Below are 17,958 nucleotides of genomic sequence, written 5' to 3' on the forward strand. Positions count from 1 at the left end.
GCGAACGCTGTCACTGCGACCGCGCGGCAACCTGACGGTGGGCAGCCGGGAAAGCGTCGACGGGTCGGCGTACGCCGTCGCGCCGTCGACGAGCACCGGATAGCGGGAGCGGCCCGGCATGGACACCCCCATTCCTGACTGGTTGAACCACATCTTGAACTTCTTCGTCGGCGCGACCTGGCCGACGGGCAGTGAGAGCGGGATGCGGGCGCACTCCGGGGAGTGGGAGCACCTTCGGGACGTTCTGGATACGGCCCAGGAGACGCTCGTGGCTGAGCGTTCTCGGGTGCCGGCCGTGTTGAGCGGAGTGTTCGCCGACGGGGTCACGAAGTCGCTGGACAGCCTCGTCGACTACATCGACCAGTTGCGGTCGACTGTGGAAAGCATGCGCAAAGACCTGAAGAACGGTGCGGCCGAGCTTCAGGAAAAGAAGATCCTGCTGGTGGTGCAGTTGGCGCTGTTGGCCATCCAGTTGGCCTGGCTCATCGCGTCGCTGTTCGGAGCGTTGGCGATTCCGCTGGTTGTTGGTGGGTTTCGCGCCATCATCACCGCGATTCTTCGCAACCTCTTCGTCGAGATCGGGCAGGAGATCGCGCAGGAGCCGCTGCTGATGATCGTGATTCAGGCGGCGCAGGATGCCGATGGGGTGCGGGAGGGCATCGACTGGGACGCGATCAAGAAGACTCTGGTTCAGACGGTGATCGCGGGTGCGGCTGCCGGTCTGGCCAATTCCGCTGCTTCGGGTGCCGTCGACTGGGCGGCGGGGAGGATCGCCAAGGTCGACCGGGTGGGTGCGGACGGCACGCTCTACATCACCGACGGTGTGTTCCGGGCCGGCGCCCTCTTCACGAAGGGCACGGCGCAGGCGGCCGTGGCGATGCCGGCTGAGGCCGCCGGACAGGCTGCGGTGGGGGCGCCGATCGAGTGGCGGTGGGGGACAGCGACCAGCGCCTTCGTCGGCGGCCTGTACGAGGGCAACGCCGCTACTCCGGAGCAGTTGGCCAACGGCCTCAACCTGCCGGACCTCAACGGGTACGACGAGGCGGCCCCCGTGGGTGGCGACGGGCAGCAGGGCGGTGGCGACTCCGGCGTCAACGGCGAGCAGGAGAAGCCGACGAGCGAACCACCCGCCTACTCCGTCGACGACGGCAACAACAGCGGCATCGACTGGGACAACGAGAAGTTGGTCGGCGACGAGAAGTTGGTCGGCGACGAGAAGAGTGACGCCGGGACCGGAGAGACGTCGGCCGCCACCGATGAGGTTCGGCAGTCCCTCCTCGGGGACAGCGGCGCCGGCGCCGGGCTGGGCGCCGGGTTGGGCGCTGGGCTGGGTGCCGGGTTGGGCGCTGGGCTGGGCGGCGGGTTGGGTGCCGGGCTGGGTGCCGGCGCGTCGAGCGCAGCGGATCAGCAGGCGTCGACAGGCGCGGGAACCGGCGGCATTTCGGAGGGTAGCGCGGCCGGCTCCGGCGTTCAGTCGTCCAACGGCGACGCCGGCGCGGCCGTCAGTCGTGGGGCGGGGATCGCCGATGGCGTGGCGAGTGGTGGTGTGGCGGACGGCCACGCGGCCGGTGGCGTGGCCAGTGGTGGTGTGGCGGCCGGTGGCGTGGCGAGTGGTGGCGTGGCGAGTGGTGGTGTGGCAGACGGCCACGCGGCGAGTGGCGTGGCGGCTGGTGGTGTGGCGAGTGGGGGTGCGGCGGCTGGTGGTGTGGCGAGTGGGGGTGCGGCGGCTGGTGGTGTGGCGAGTGGGGGTGCGGCGGACGGTGGTGTGGCCAGTGGTGGTGCGGCGGACGGTGGCGTGGTGGACGGGGGTGAGAGGCAGGGTGCTGGCAACTCCATAGGCCAGGGCGGGACGAATGTGGCCGGCGGTGTCGCGGGCACGCCAACCGGCGACGGCGTCGCTGACCGGTCGGGCGGAGGGCTCGGCGATGGTTCGCCTGTCGGCTCGAACGAGAATGCCGGCCACCTGTCGGACGGTTTGCCGGCCGAGAACATCGTTGGTGGCCAATCCGGCGAGGTCGCGCAGAGGGACGGCGCTCGCGTCGGCGGTGACCAGATCACCGGCGGCCAGTCCGCGGCCGGAGCCCCGGAAACCGGTGGTGCTGGTGGTGCCTCGCGGGGTGGTGTGGGGTCGGGTCCGGGACAGGCCGACGGTGGTGTGGCGTCGTCGGGTGGTGTGGCGTCACCGGTGGGTGACGCTGGCGGTGCCCGAGGGGAGGGGCAGCAGCGCGCACAGGTGGGCGCGGGCCAGTCGCTCGATGGCGGCGCCGCCCGATCGGGCCCTCCGACCACGGTGGTCGGGGGCGACGGTACTCATGGGGCCGACCGTGCGACCACCGACCCGGGCAGCTCAGCCGACCTGCGGACCGTCTCGGACCCCGGTGTCCAGCAGACACCGGGCTTCGGCACCGACCGGTCGGACGGTGCGGATCCGTCTCTGCCGCGGTCCGCAGAGGACTCGGTGGGCAGGAGCGATCCCCGCAGCGGCAATGTGGAGCGCCTGCTGGCGTCGTCGACCCAGGATGTGTCGCACGTGGTGGCCAACACCCGCGCCGCGTTCGTGGGTGCGCAGGACGCGATCATCGGCGCGCTCCAGGCGTCGCCGCCGGACCGTGGCCCGGAGGTGGCGGCCGCCCGCGACTCGGTCCGGTCGGTCCAGCAGTCGCTGACGCACCTGGAGGAGTCGCTGCCGAGCCTGTCGAAGCAGCAGGCGAGGGCCGACATCGCGAGGGTGCTGACCGCGTACGACTCGGCGCACCAACAGGTGCGCAGCGTCGCCGGCGCCGCGCTCCTGCCGTCGGTCGACACGCTTGTCGGCCCGAGCCGCCCGGAGGTGGTGGGCGGAGACCACTCGACGGTGCCGACGTCCACCGATCAGCGGTTCCATCCGGCTGCTGTCGACCAGGTCGAGCATCTGCCGGCAACGGCGCAGTCGCCGGCCAGCGAGCCGAGCAACGGACCGGCCAGCGAGCCGGCCAACGGACCGGTCAACGAGCCGGCCAACGGACCGGCCAGCGAGCCGGCCAACGGACCGGCCAACGGACCGGCCAGCGAGCCGGCCAACGAGCCGAGCAGCGAGCCGAGCAGTGAGCCGGGCGGCTTGGGCCCGGTCGGGCAGGGGGCGGACGGCGTCGCCCCGGAACGCGGCGATGTGGATCGGCGGTTGTGGTCGGCGGTGGGCCAGTTGCCGGCCTGGGACAGGGCGGCGGACTGCGCCGATCGGGTCGCGGGGGTGCTGCGCCGGGTCGGCGTGCCGATCGTGGCCGAGGTGGATGGCCCGCGAGTCCGGGATGTGGTGGCCCAGTCGCTGGGAGGTTGGTTCGGGCCGGCGGGTGGTGTCGGCCGGTTGGCCGGGTTGTCCGTTGGCGCGATGACGCCTGTGTGGTTGCCGCCGACGGGCAACGGCGAGACGCCGGCACACATGGCCCTGGTGTGGCGTGCTTCCGGGTCACGGTTCGTGCTGGTGGAGACGCAGGGGGACGTCTCGCCGGACGGGTCCGACAGTCGGTTCGTCGACTTCGAGGTGGATCGCCCGCCGGGGGAGTTGCGGGGCGCGGTGCGGTTGGTGTCCGACGCCGACGGCGCGTTGCGGCAGGTGGACCTGACGAGCGGCGCGGTGCTGGCCGGCGCCGCCGAGTCGGCGCTGCCGACGCGTGGTGACCGGCTGGCGGACGCCCTCCTCGACCGGGTGCCGCACACCCACGAACCAGGCCTGATCGGCGGCGAACTGGAGGGCTATGTCCGCATCGGCGCCCCGGTGCGCCCTGCGACAACCGCCCAACAGGAGGCGTGGCTGGGCGAGACCGTCGCCACGGTGCACTCACTCGGGCTGACGGTCAAGGGCGAGAACAAATCCCCGGTGTACGGCCGCTACTCGGACCGCTGGTACCCCGGTCTCGCTCATCTCCGAGCGGTCGAGGGGCGGCATTACCAGGGCCACCGGCAGGAGCTGTGGCTCGCCGCCGAGGTGGTTTACGACCCGGGTGCGGCGGTGCCGGGGGAGGAGGGAACCGTCCCCTTCACCGTGGCGCAGTATCACGGCCTCGGGAAGGCGCTCATGCGGTGGCTGCAGGACGCGGGACGCATCGGGCTGACGATGGGCGAAGCCCTGCAACCGTCCGCGGACTGGCAACGGGGGTATCTCGACGACTGGCTCAACCAGGTCCCACCGGAGAGCCGCGACTACGCCGACGCGCTGTACCAGGCGTTGCAGACCCCGGACAACGTCCAGGTCGAGCAGGGCATGGCCGATCAGACGCTCTTTCATCCGACGAACGTCCATGGGCAGAACATCAACCTGCAGCTCTCCGCGGGCGGATCCCTGGCGGCGCTTCCCACCTTGATGAATTCCGCCCAGTGGGACGCCGCGGGGCTCGGCGTTGCCACCGCCGGCACTGTGTCGGAGGCGGTGGGGGTCGCCGACCGGATTGCCCGGCGCCTGATGGCCGACTTCGTTCGCTCCCTTGCCCCTGGGCAGCCCCTCTCCCCGGCCGACATCGAGGACCTCGTGCAGTTCGAGGAGCCGACGCAACTGCATGGCGCCCTCGTCCAGGTCCTGACGAATGCGACAGGCGAGGTGATCGGTCCGATCGCCGGATCCAATATCAGCAAGAACTCGGTGCTCCTGCTCAGCCGGCAGGACATGATCCACTACGGTGCGAACCTGCCCCCGGCGGTGCGTGACTACGTCAGCCGCAACATCCTGGACATCACCAACGCGATCGAGAACGCCTACCGGCAGGAGCAGCAGGGCCTCGGTAACCACCCGGCCGAGCAACAGGGACTGTCGTGGATCGATGCCCTGTACCGGGTTTCCGGCACGGACCGGCGGTATTCGGTGCGACAGCTGATCCAGGAGGGACTCACCGGCGTGCCGGTGGTGAACATCAGCCAGGCTGACCTCTTCGGAAAGCTGGCCAGCTTCCCCCCACACCTGTCGCCCGACGGCACGCGCGCGATCTTCGTGGTGGAGAAGCGGAACAACCGCGCGCACCAGGACGCCACCCCCGGGGTGCAGTACGACCCGTACACCACGCTCGACAGCACCGACGACTTCGTCGCCGACATGCTCGCCCTGACGAACGAGGCGCACGAGGTGGCCGAGCGTGCCCGGGCCCGCTCCGAGCAGTGGGCACCCACCGAGACCGCGCCGTTTGGTGGCGTCCAGGCGGCGGCACAGGCGTACGGCGCAGCGCACGGCCAGCTCACGCCGATCCCGAACTCGGTGCTCAACGTCGACGCGCAGGGCAACTACTGGCAGTCGACCGCGCAGGGCTGGGAACTGGTCGTCGATCCGGATCTCGGCGGCTACGCCAACAACCCCTGGGTGTACGCGCTGACGAGCGTGCAGACCAACTCCGTCGCCCGGGTGGACCATCTGGTGCCGGCGACAGTCGACGGCGTGCGGCGCGCCGCACAGGAGGTCCTGGACCAGCTCGACGGGTTGGCGGATCGGGTCGAGTCGGCGTTGCGGGAGGCGCTGACCGACCAGGCCGGCACGGCGGACGGCCCGGACCGCACCGAGCAGGTGGAGACGGCCAGGGCGGTCCTCGACGCGGCCCGGCAGGGGCTCGCCGGTGTGGTCAACTCGGACCAGAGCCGTTCGGGGCCGGCACGCGAGCACTTGCGCGACGCGCTGCTCCAGGTGGACCACGCCCGCCACGAGGTGAACCGGGCGACCGGCGCGGAGACCGTACCGACTGTGGAACGCCTGCGGGGCGCGGCGACCGAGACAGTTGACACCGAGGTGACCCCGCGCTCGTCCGGCGCGCTGCCGACGTACACCGTGGGTCTGGCCCGTGTCGACGACGCCGCGCAGCTGGTGGCGGCGCTGCCGGGCAACGCGCAGGACATCGTGCAGGCGTTCGTGTCGCTCCGGGACGACCGGCTGGATGACATCAGGACCGCTCTGGGACAGCCGGGCTCGTCGGCCGCCTTTTCCGCGGTCACCGCGTTCGACCGGCGACTCCTCGCCCTGGAAGCGGGCATGGCCGGCATGTCCGAGCAGACGCTGAGGGCTGGCCTCGTCGACCTGGTGCGCGACTATCGGGTCGCCCGAGGCCAGCTGCTGGCGCTGACCTATGACCAGGACCTGCTCCCGCCGGTCGAGGCGATGCTGGAGTCGTCGACCTCGGACGACGACACACCGACCGGCAAGGGGAAGGGCAAGGCGACGTCGAACACCCGCGGCGCCGGGGGACAGGGCTCGTCGGCGACCGGGGGCGGTGGGGCTGGGCGCCCGTCGGGTCCGGGCGGTGGCAAGGGCGCGGACGGTCCGGGCGGTGGGGCTGGGCGCCCGTCGGGTCCGGGCGGTGGGAAGGGCGCGGACAGCCGGGGCGGGGCCCGGGACGGCGGTGACGAATCCACCCCTGCCCCGCGTGCTCCCAGGGCTTTCGCCGACCATCCCGAGGACGGTGAGCTTTACCCCAATCCGGAGATCCACGCGATGCTCCGGGAGACCAAACTGCTCCTGAGTACGGTGCTCGAACCCGGGCAGCGCGACGCCCAGCACGTCGCCGACAAGGCCGACAAGAGCCTCCGGGACCACCGGGACGAGGTACGGGCGGCGACGCAGACCAGGAACGACCTGGCGAGTGCCGAACAGACGGTGCGGGACCGGCAGCAGCAGACGGATGGTGCGGTGCGGGCGCTACAGGTCAGCCAGGGCGAGGTGGCCGCGGCAACGAAGGCGCTGGCGGACGCGACCGAGCAGCTCGCAGAGACCGAGCGGCAGCACGACGCCCTGCGGGAGACGCGTGCGGACGCGGAGCGGGCCCGGGCCGAGGCCGAAGCCGACCGGGCCGCCGCGCGAGCCAAGATCACCAGGCTGGAGGACGAGCGGGACACGGCGCAGGACCGGTTGGAGGAGATCGAGGAACAGCTCGACAACCTCAACCAGCAGAGCCTCGCGACGCTCGCCCCGGCTGAGCGTACCGCCGGTCAGCGGCGCCGCATCCACCTCATGGCGGAACAGGCCCAGCTCAACGAACGGCTCGACGCGATCGTCGGGGAGGGGCGGCAACAGGGCGCCCGGGGCAGAGCAGCCGACGCCGCCCTCACCAAGGCCAGGGCCACGATCACCACGACGGACAAGAGCCTGGAAACGGTGACGGAGAGCCTGCGCCAGCGGCGCGCCGCCCTGGACGGCGACGACGGCCTGCGGGCACGCCTGCGCCATGCCGAGGAGGAGCACGCCGAGAACAGGGCCACCGCCCAGGCCGCCACGGCGAGCCGGGACGAGGCCGCCGCGCAACGGGATGTGCTGCGTACCGAGGTCGAGCGCCTGCCCTCCGAGACGGACCTGGCGAACACCACGACCCGCCTGACCCGGGCGGCCCGGGACGCCGGCATGGTGCGTGACTCCGCCACGGCGCGAGCCGATGATGCCCGCGAGGCCCTCCACGAGTGGCAGGGCATCGCCGACGAGCGCGAGTCGGACCTGACGATCTTCGGCGATCGTGACGAGGCCGAAGGCGATCGTAGCTATCTGAGTATCGGCGCCGAGGGCGTGATCACCGAGCAGGCCGCGGCTCGGATGCGGGAGCTGGCGCTCGCTGCCGTCCGCCCGCTGGGGCGCTGGACTCAGGACGCGGAGATCCAGGGCGACATCGCCCGCCTGACCACACCGATAGCGTTGGTGGATGATCTGCCGTCCTCCACCGGGCGCAGCGGGTCGGTACAGGTGGTCGGAAGCGGCCGCCACGCGGTACGGCTGACCTTCCACTCGACGCTCACCCGACACGACGAGCGGGACCTCGCCCCGGACTACCCGCCGCCCCCGGTCACCCAGGGCGAGAAGCGGCGCTTCTCGGATGTCTCCTCCACCAGTAGCCACAGCAACATCAACTACCGCGACTTGCCGCTGCCCATCCAGGAGTTCCTGGGTCTGGGGACGACCGGCCCGCTGCGGGTGCTCAACGTGTCGGCGGTGCCCCGGCTGACCCACAACCGGCAGACCCGCACCGCCTTCGTCGAGACCGGCACCGGGCCGGCGACCATCGAGCGACTGCGGGAACCAGGACTGGCGCACTTCTACACCTGGGAGATGAGGGTCACGGCGGAGCCGGCGGGCCGCCCGCCCCGGCTGGTCACGCCCCCGGGGCGACCCACTCTCGACGATCCCGACGACCCCTGGCAGGACATCGAGGGCGACCCGGAGTCGAACAGCGTACGCGAGCGGTTGGTGGTGTTCTTTCCACAGCACATCGCCGTGCCGGATCCTCCGGAGGACACCACAGTGGCGGACGACGCGGCTCTCGCCTCGTACCCGATGTCACTGGACACGCTGCACGACCCAACGGAGCTGCCGCTGCGCATCCTGAGCGAGTTGCCCGGTCTCATCGCGGAGGCACGCGAGCGGAGCAGGGCCGCCGGGGGCAGGAACGCCGGCGGTCGGCGCGCCGGCCGTGGCGCGCCGGCCGTGCGCTCGCCCCGCCGTGGCCGCCGGCTCGGTGCCCGGCGGGGGAACCGCGCGGGGCTGCTCAACACGAGGTCGCAGAAGCACATTTTCAGCTTCGCCGGGCACGGCAACATGCACAACGTCTTCCAGCGGGCGCGCGACGGAGCTGCCTACAGCGACCCGATCCACGACGCGAACGGCAGACTGCTCGGCGTCCTGCGCCTGTCGGGAGTGCCGTTCACGGATGACACCAGCCGTATCGTCAGCCGGGCCAGCGACAACTCGCTGGAGTTCCTGACCGAGGCGCAGATGACCGAGCGGGGATCGGTCGTGCTGCGCAACGCTCTCGACCTGCCGGTCAGCGGAGGCGTGACACTCCTGAAGGCGCCGACCAAGGGGGCCACGACTCCCGGCACGTTCTTCTCGGGCGGCCCCTCGGTTACCCTCGGCCTGGGGACCGGTGCCACCATCGGCCACAACAGCGGGGCGGTCTCGTTCGTGGGCCGCGGGTTCCGGTCCGGCCGGGAACCCGACCCGAAACGGCCCGGCATGGCACCCGACCCCACGGCCACCAAGGCGATCCGACGGGGCATGGTCGCCGACGTCGGCATGAGGTGGAAGCTCGAACTGATCACCGGCGGGAAGGAGCGGCACGCCGCGCCACCCTCCCGCACGTGGTCCGGGAACTCCGCCGGCCATGGCGCCCGGGTGCGATACCTGCCGTACACGCTGCGCGACGCGGACAAGGTCCGCCACCCACCGCGCGGCGTCGTCGACGGTGACGGTCCCGGCATGGCGGTCTTCAAGAACTTCACAGTGGCCCCCCAGGGGACCGCCGAGGATCCGCGACCGGACCTGGACATGCAGGTGGAGGACTACCTGCGCAGCGAGGGGTACCTGCCGAAGACCGCGCCGGCCACCGAGCTGCTGGCGAAGAACCACAGGCGTCTGCTGGAAACTAGCTCCGGCGCGCACCGGATCGGCATGATCGGTGCCCTGCGCGGCACCGGCCTGTGGGTGCCCTACGACAAGCTCACCGCCTCCGGGACGCACCGGAAATGGATCAAGTACTCCATCCCCGCCGACCAGGACCCGGAGGTGGGGTACGAGGGTCTCACCGACGAGCTCGGCGCCAACATGACAATCGACTCGTTCTTCCGGCTGGACAGCGTCCGGTCGATGTTCCGGTCCAAACGCGCCGCGCTCGACGGCAACCTCAGCCTGCCGGTCCGGAAGTGGCTGAAGAAGCGGCTGCCCGGCTGGACGAACTCGGTGCTCAGCGGCACCGTGATCGGCAAGACCTGGGAGAACACCACCTCCCTCGGGTACGGCCAGGTCCCTGGCCGGTCGGTGGTCCTGGACACCGAGCAGGACCAGGCGATGCACAAGTTCGTCCTCTCCACGAACCTTCGCGCCGAGGCATACGACGAGGGCCACGACACACCGGACGAGACGTTCACACCGGGGGACCAACCCGTCTCCTACGAGGCGTGGGTGCCCGACATGCGCGTGCTGACCGCACCCGCGCCCCGGCGCGGGCCGATCAGTCACCGGGCCCTTACCGAATTCGACCACGCCATGCTGAGCGTCGGACCCAGCCTGCCGAACCTCGCGGGCATCGACGCCGTCCGCGGCAGCGCCGCGCTCGACGAGATGTTCGCGGAACTCGCCACGAGCCAGTTCGCCCCGCTACAGGAATGGCTCAGCAACCTTCCGGACATCCTCGTCGCACGGTGGTCGAAGCTGATCGGCAACAACCCCGGCTGGCCGACCACCCTGTCCGCGCACACCCGCCGGGTCTTCATCAGCGAGGAGCGGCTGCTGGCGGTGATGGACGTGGCGCTGCGCGGCGCGCACTCCTCGGAGCAGGCATTCGAGCCGGGCTTCCTCGCCGACGCGGAAGGCCGGCACGAGTTGCAGGCCTACATCCATCAGGTGCCCCGGTACGTGCCACAGCCCCGGGACTACGAGCTCTACGTGGAGGACGGGATCCCGGTCACCGGCACCAGCGCGTTCACCCGGAGCCGGGAGGAGACGCGGTACCACAGTGCAGGCGCCAATGCGGTGCACCCCCATGGCAACGCGCCGAGTGCCACGTACCTCACGTCCACGCGTGAGCGTGTCAGCGATACCAAGACGCTGGCGGGCACCGACTACCGGATCAACAACATCAGCGCCCGCATCTACACGATCACCATCCCGGTCACGATGGTCGGTACCTTCACCGGGGCCTCCCGCAACCTGGTGAGCAGCCTCCGCTCACTCTTCGGCGGGATGTGGGAGGCCGCACTGCCGGCGACGGCGTCGGACAGCGCGATCGACGTCGAGGACGGCATCCAGGCGCTGGTCAGCATCCTCGACATGGCGACCATCTGGCGGGATCTCGAGCGGTCCTGGCCCGACGTCGACCACTTCGCCGACATCGACGGTGTGCCGGCCGACTTCCAGCGGCCTGTCGACTTCATCGCGGGTCTGCCCCCCGCGCTGCACGCCCAGGTCAAGGCCGCCCTCGACCTGTTGCCCCCCGAGCCGGGCGAGAAACCGGGCCCGGACGCCGTGTATCCACCACGACGGATCAGCCAGCGGCTGGGCCTGGGTGACGCCTCGGTGCTGGACATCAGACTTCCCGCCGGTCGGGAGCTGCTGCACCACACGCTGCGCAGCCTGAAGGTGGACGCCGACGGCGCCACCGACCTGGGTTCCAACAGCTACTCGGCCGGGCTCTACGACTGGATCACCCTGCACGCGTCGAGCATCGTGACGCGCGGCGACATCCGCCGGTACTTCAGCTCCGGGCCGTCCCCGTACCCGGTGGTGGTGGCCGGGTTCCAACGCGCGATCACCCACCGGGGCGGCACCATGGTGGTCGACTACAAACTGCTTGCCCGCCCCGACCCACTGCACGACCCGCTGCGGCTGCACGGCCGGAAGATCCCCCACCAGATCGACCCCTCCACGACCGGCGCCGTCGACGAGAACGGTCGCCCCTTCGATCCGGTACCCGCGCCGGAGTCCGACATGGAGATGCACGGGACCCACCTGGAGTCCCGGGGCAAGGCGAGGCAACGGGTGAAGTCGCACACCGGTCGCCTCTCCGGCCCCGTGCACACGAGGGCGCAGCGGCACGAGCCGGTGCGGCTGATCGGGGGGACTCCGCAGATCGAGCTGTCTCGGCAGCGGAGCGAGGCCGACCTTGAGCGGGACCGGCAGGAACCGCGGGTGATCACCAAGTCCAAGGGTGGGCTGGCCCGCATGTACTACCCCTTCGAGATCAGCGTCGACGTGCAGGTGATGACACTGAAGGATTGGCTGATGACGGCGATCACGCCGACCATCTATTCCTGGGCGAAGTCGCTCTGGACCAATCCGGCCAACGAGGCGGGCCAGGAGTCTTGGCTGAAGGCCGGCGCCGTGCTGGAGTTCATGGCGGCCGACGGTTCCACCCAGCCGTTGGTGCCGGACGGTACGGGACGCCCGCCCGGGGTCACGGTGTTGCGCGGCGACCCGGCGGGGCGGGAGACCCTGCACGGGGTCCGGATCAACCCGACCTCCCGGGCCAACGAGATGGGCGGGTTCACCCTCGGCGCGCTCCGGTCCTTCCGTCCCACCGAGGGGTTGGGACCGGAGTTCCGGGTGAGCTGGTTCAGCGGCCTCCCCAAGCTGCAGGAGCTGGTGCTCGAGGTGCTTCCCGGCGTCAACCAGTGGGAGCTCACCGGGTTCGTGGACGGGGAGGTCGGCGGGGGCAACCTCTACTCGTTGCTCAAACGCGGCGGAGTCGAACAGACCTTCCCGAGTGGAGGGATGGGCGTCGGTGTCGACGGCACGTTGACCATCAAGACGATCGCCGCGTCGCCCTGGCGGCCCCCCGCCGAACAGCACAAGCCCAACCCCGGCGACCCCGATGTGCCCGTCGACTTCGTGCCCGGCCACGACGCCAGCGCGGTGTTCGAGTACTTCCCGATCGTCGGCAAGGTCCTGACCTCCACCAGCCAGGTCGAGCAACGCGTGACCGTGGCACTGGCCCCCCTCGTCTCGCTGAACCAGGGCGACGGGGTCCGGGCGGCGAGCAGCCCCACTGTCACGTCGCGCCAACTGGACTCCGGCGACGCGTCGGGCGACAGCGGCGGTGGCACCAGTTCGGCGGGTCGGCCGGAGTTCGGTGCGGCCCCGGGTGGCCAGAGCTTCATCAACTTCACCATCCTGGGCGTGTCGTTCATCGGCTCGGAGACCATCGGCGCGAGTACCCAACTGCGCTGGTCCGACCGACGCGGCCGGCGTTTCGCGCCGGCCAAGACCGGCTCCCACAAGGAGAAACACCCGGTCGTACTGCGCCAACGCGACGTGCTCCTGGAGATCACCGGCGAGACCTCGACGGTGTCGAGCGTCGTCTGGGAGGGCATCGTCGACACGGTCCGCAACGCCGGCCAGACCGTCGGCGACGCGGCCAAGTGGGTCGAGGATCTCGCCGGCTTCGGCGGGTCCGTCGACGCCCTCGCCGAGCGGCTGAGCCCGGACGCCCCAGTGGGGAGCAAGACAACGCGGACCTGGCTGCTCGCCGGCACCGTGGAGACCCGGATTCCGTTCGCCCTGGTGGATCCCGGCCGGCAGGTCGACGCGGGCGTCTACCTGCCCGGCGCGGCCGACCGGGACACCCATGTGGACGCCATCGAGGGGCTGCGGGGACACCCGGACGCGCCGATGGTGATCGGCCGCGGCATCACCGTGGACGGCACGACCACCATCGGCGGCCGAACGGCCGCACGGGTCCTGGACACGTTGGAAACGGCGGGCGTCTCCCGTAGTTCGCCCCTGGTCGTGATGGCCGGGACGGACCGGACGTTCGTCGAGGAGCTGTCTCGCGGGTGGGTCGGTCCCGTGTTCGCCAACCGGCATGTGGTGGTCGACAAGGACGGCCAGGTGCTCGGCTACACGAACGAGGAGGTCCGCGACGGCCTGCGAGCGGCGCACAACTGGGAGGAGTTCCGGGGTGGTCGGTTCCACAAGGAGCTTCCCTCGCACAACCTCGCCGACGTGCTGGCCGAGCGGTACGGCTCCGACAGGCGACCGCCGGCTCCGGTCCGTACGGAGTCGCAGCCGGTGTCCCTGACGGCACCGTCGGCCAGCCGGCCGCTACCGCCCGACCACCAGCCCTACGAGGGCGCACGCAAAGCCGACGGTGTCGGGAAGCCGAGGGGTGTCCTGAAGGCCAGCGGCGTCGGGAAGGCCAGCGGCGTCGGGAAGGCCAGCGACAGCGGGAACGCCGGTGGCGGGGGGCGGCAACGGAGGGTGCACTGGGCCTTACCAGAGGATTCCAGTCCGCCCACCGGTCCGCCCACCGGTCCGCCCACCGGTCCGCCCACCGGTCCGCCCACCGGTCCGCCCACCGGTCCGCCCACCGGCCCGCCCACCCCGGGGCCGGGAAGTGGTGACCTGGCCGGTGCGACGCCTGCCGACCGCAGCGGGTGGACCGAGGTCGGTCCGCCCCGGGTGGCGAGCGAGGTGCTGACCAGGCATCCGTATCTGCGATCGAGCGGCACGGATCCCACCACCTCACGGACCGACTGCGTCTTCGCGTCGATGGTGACGGACCTGCGGATACGCACGGGGGGGCAGGGCTCGTTCGTCGTTCCGGAGTCGGTGGCGACCGAGGTGGGCGTGCTGTCCTGGTACGCCGGGCATCCGCTGCGGGACGTCACGGGCTTCGACGCGGTCACCGAGGCGATGCGCAACGCGACTGACGGCGCCGCCGGCATCGTGGTCGTCAACGGCGCCGACGGCGACGTGGCGCACGCGTTCAACGTGTTCCGCGACGACGACGGTGAGGCCACCTACTGGGACGAACAGACCGGTCAGCCCGCGACGGCGCCTCCCGACCCGTCCCGGATCCGGTTCGTGGCCACCACCGAGGGCGTACCCGATCCCGCCGCGCCGCCGGTCGCGCCCGCACCGACGGACGGCGCGGTGAACCTGGCCGGAGCGTCGGCCGACGACGGACCCGGCACACCGGCCCCGCACCGGTGGCCGGCCGACGGGTTCGTCAACAATCCCGACGAGTTCCGGGCCGTCGAGGACGACGTGCGCCACCGTCTCGACGTGGGTGACGATCCCCTCCCGTACCGCACCGGTGGCGTGCTGTCCGGCCTCGCGCCCGGCGCGGACGCCGCGCTGACCCTGACCCTGGGACTCGACCCGGCGGATCCGGCACGTGCGTCGGTCGACGGCGGCGCCGTGGCGGCGCGGCTGCGTCGACCGGAGAACGTCACGGTCGCGCCCGATGGCGGCACGGTCACGATGCGGATCACCGACGACTCCGCGGACACCTGGACCGACCTGCGGGAGCTGGTCCGTCACCTGCGCTCCGCCGGCGTACGACAGGTGCACGGCGGCATCGAGGCCGCTCTCGACTCCGCTGCCGACACGCAGGGCCTGGCCACGCTCGTCGACGGGTACGCGGCCGAGTGGGGCGTGCTGCTGGCGGCGACGGCCGATCCGCACACGGCGCCCGGTGCCCTCCTGCTCACGCCGGACGCGATCACCGCGCGGATGCCCGCCGCGCGGCTGGACCTCGGCACCATCCAGGCGCAACTCGCCCTGGTGGTGGCGGTGCGGGCCGTGGACCACACCTCGATCGTGGCAACGCCGGGCCCCAGCGCCGTTGCCCGCCCGTCCGCCGCACGGGCCCTGATCGACCAGGTCGGGACCGGGCCGGCACACCGACGTGACCTGGCCCGGCTCTTCCACCTCGGCGGCCGGGTCAGCCGGGACGACGAAATGCGGTCGGAGTCGGCGACCGACTCCCTGGAGGGCTCTGCGGCCCTGACCGGTGACGGCCTGCGTAGGTTGTTCGGCGAGGTCGTCGCCGCCGGCCGCGGCGTCGATCCGGCCGGTCGGGCGACGGTGGCGGACTGTCTCGCGGTGGTGCAGGCGCTGGTGTCGCGGCTGTTTCCGGGTGGCCCGCTGGCGCACGCGGTCCGGGTGCCGCGGACGCGGGACGACTCGGATCTCGGTCGGCCGGCGGAGGCGTGGCTGGGGGATCGGCGGGACTGGGAGCGGTTCGACGGCTGGGACGGGCTGACGGCGCGGCTGGGCGCGGATGACCTCGGCCGGCGTTCGGTGGCGGTGGTGTTGGTGGAGCGGACGCGGTCGGGGTTCGGGCACGTGTACGCCGCGTATCACACGGCGGACGAGGGTGTGCTGTGGCTGAACCTGACCGATCCGGGGGCGACGCCGCGGGTGGGCGCGCCGCAGGAGACACCGGGGGAGTACGACGCGGACGTCCACGCACGTGCGCTGGTGATCGGTCCGGACGGTGTGGTCCGCGGCGGCGGCACGTCCCGGCGGCCGCTGGCCGAGGCCCTGCTGGACCCGGTGGCCAGCAAGGGGTATCGCGGCGGCGGGCTGGAGGGTGAACGCACCATGCCGATGGACCTCCACGCCAACGACTCGGAGCAGGCGTCATCGGACGGCATTCTCGCCCGTGCCCGCGACGGCAGCTTCCACATCGAGGTGGAGCACAAGGAGCTGCGCTATGCGGCCCAGGAGGCCGAGGACGGCGAGCCCCGCGGGTACCTGCTCCCCGGCGACCCGGCCAGCGGCGACCCGGTGTGGGTCGCCATGCCCGAGCTGGTCACCGGGATCATCAGCAACCTGCCCGGCGAGCAGGGCCGGATCGAGGACACCGAGGACTTCTGGCGGCAGCTGCAGGAGCTGGAGGACCGGTTCGAGGCGGTCCAGGGGCCTGCGGGCCTGCCCACTGTCGCCCTGCCCGCGACTCTCGCCTCCGCCGAGGTGGTGGCCGAACCGGCGGCCAGCGGGACGATCGGTCCGCCACCGCGAGGTGACGAGGGTGGTTGGCACTGGCACATCTCGATGGGTACGCCGATCGAGCGCCTGTCGCGGTTCCTGGCGCACGTCGGGGAGCGCACCTGGCGCGACAGCTCTGTCACCTACGAGTCGGCCCCGCTCGGTCTGCTCGCCTACCGCACGAAGGAGAACCAGCAGGACGGGGTCGCCTTCGGTGATCGCGAGGCAGAGCACGTCCTGCGGTACTTCGCCGGTGCGGGTCAGGTGCCCAGCGCCCGGGTGCTCGACGCGATCAAGGGTGTGCTCGCGCTGGTGTACGCACACACGGCCGGGGCCGCCGAATACCTGCTCGCCCCGATGAGCCTGACCAAGGCACACGTCGCCGCCCTGTCCCGGCCCGCGTTGGGCCTCTACGTCCGACAGTTGCCCTGGTGGGCGCGGCTCTATCTGAGCGATCAGGCGGACGCGATCCACAACCGCTTCGCCCGGTTCTACCTCGACCACAACAACGGCTACCTGGACGAGCTCGGAGCCGTGGCCGGCGCGGGGGTCGGTGTGCGGTTGTCGAGCCGTCAACAGCCCTGGACCGCGTCCCGCGCCGCACCACTGATGTCGCCGATGATGTACCTGCTCTCGGCGCTGCACGGGAAACTGGTCGACCAGCAGCACGTGTTCCCCGGGATGACGACGCACGACCAGCTCGACACGGCGGACGGCAGCCTTTCGGCCGAGCTCGGAGTGGTGGAGGTGCGGTCCTACGGGGCCCGCCGGGGCACTGTCGCGCAGGCCCGTGTGTGGTACCAGGAACTCGCCAGCCTGGCCCGCGACCTGTACCTGGAGGTGAAGGACCTACCACCGCTGCGGGAGGAACCGCTGCCGGAGGCCGGGCCGACCACCACCGCGCAGGCGCGCTCGGTCACGGCACCGCTGTTCGAAGCCGTCAGCCGAGCCCTCGCCGACGACCTGCCGGGCGCGCTCGACGCGCTCGAGCCGGCCCGCCGGCACCTGACGGTCAGACAGCGGGCCCAGTGGGCCATGCAGTTGACGTCGCTGAACCACACGCGGGTCGTGGCGGACGGTCCGGCAGCCAGAAGTCCGTTGCTGGGTCTCGCCGCCGAGATCGCGATGCCGATGATCAGCCTCTGGCTGGCCGCGCCCACCTGGGAAACCGCGAAGCGGGAGTGGCAACCGCTCAACGACATCCTCGCCGTCGACGGCGGCCGGCAACTGGTGCCCTTCGTCCAGGAGATTCTCCTGCCGGACGATTTCGACGACCCGCCCTGGCAGACGGTCGGCGGTGGCGGCGAGGCCGCGCATCAGGCGGCGGCCGCGGTCATCGACCTCGCCAGTGCGGGCGTCGGGAACGAGGCGCTGGCGCTGCTCGCCGCCGACGGCGCCGATGCCCGCCAGGACGCGTTGCGCGCTCTGGTGGCCAAGGCCGACCCGGATGAGTACGACAGGTTGCACCGACTCATCGAGGTGGCCAGCCCGCCCGCGGCCGACGTCGCGATGCTGACGGCCCTCGGTCGTGTTGCCGGTGACGACGTCGACGCGGCGGAGCTGATCATTCGGGACACGGTGGTTCACCTCGACTCCACGTCCCGGAACTACTGGGTCCGTCGGTTGAGCCACCTGGGCGAGCGCGGCGACATCGGTCTCCCCGAGGTGGACCGGCTGATCCTGCTCATCGCCGACGCACCGGAGACACCGTGAACGACTCGGGGCCGCGTCTCGTTTGAACAGGCGCGTCCGGCACACCG

The 17,958-nt window shown here is 71.5% G+C and carries 1 protein-coding gene; it reads left to right on the forward strand.

Features of this window, described 5'->3' with window-relative positions:
• Nucleotides 1-118: 118 nt before the first annotated feature.
• A complete protein-coding gene (locus ACPXBU_RS01300; RefSeq protein WP_425755754.1) occupies nt 119-17,911 on the forward strand; it encodes a toxin glutamine deamidase domain-containing protein in 17,793 nt (5,930 codons plus the stop codon).
• Nucleotides 17,912-17,958 lie beyond the last annotated feature (47 nt).

The organism is Micromonospora sp. DT231 (assembly GCF_049847025.1).
GTDB lineage: Bacteria > Actinomycetota > Actinomycetes > Mycobacteriales > Micromonosporaceae > Micromonospora.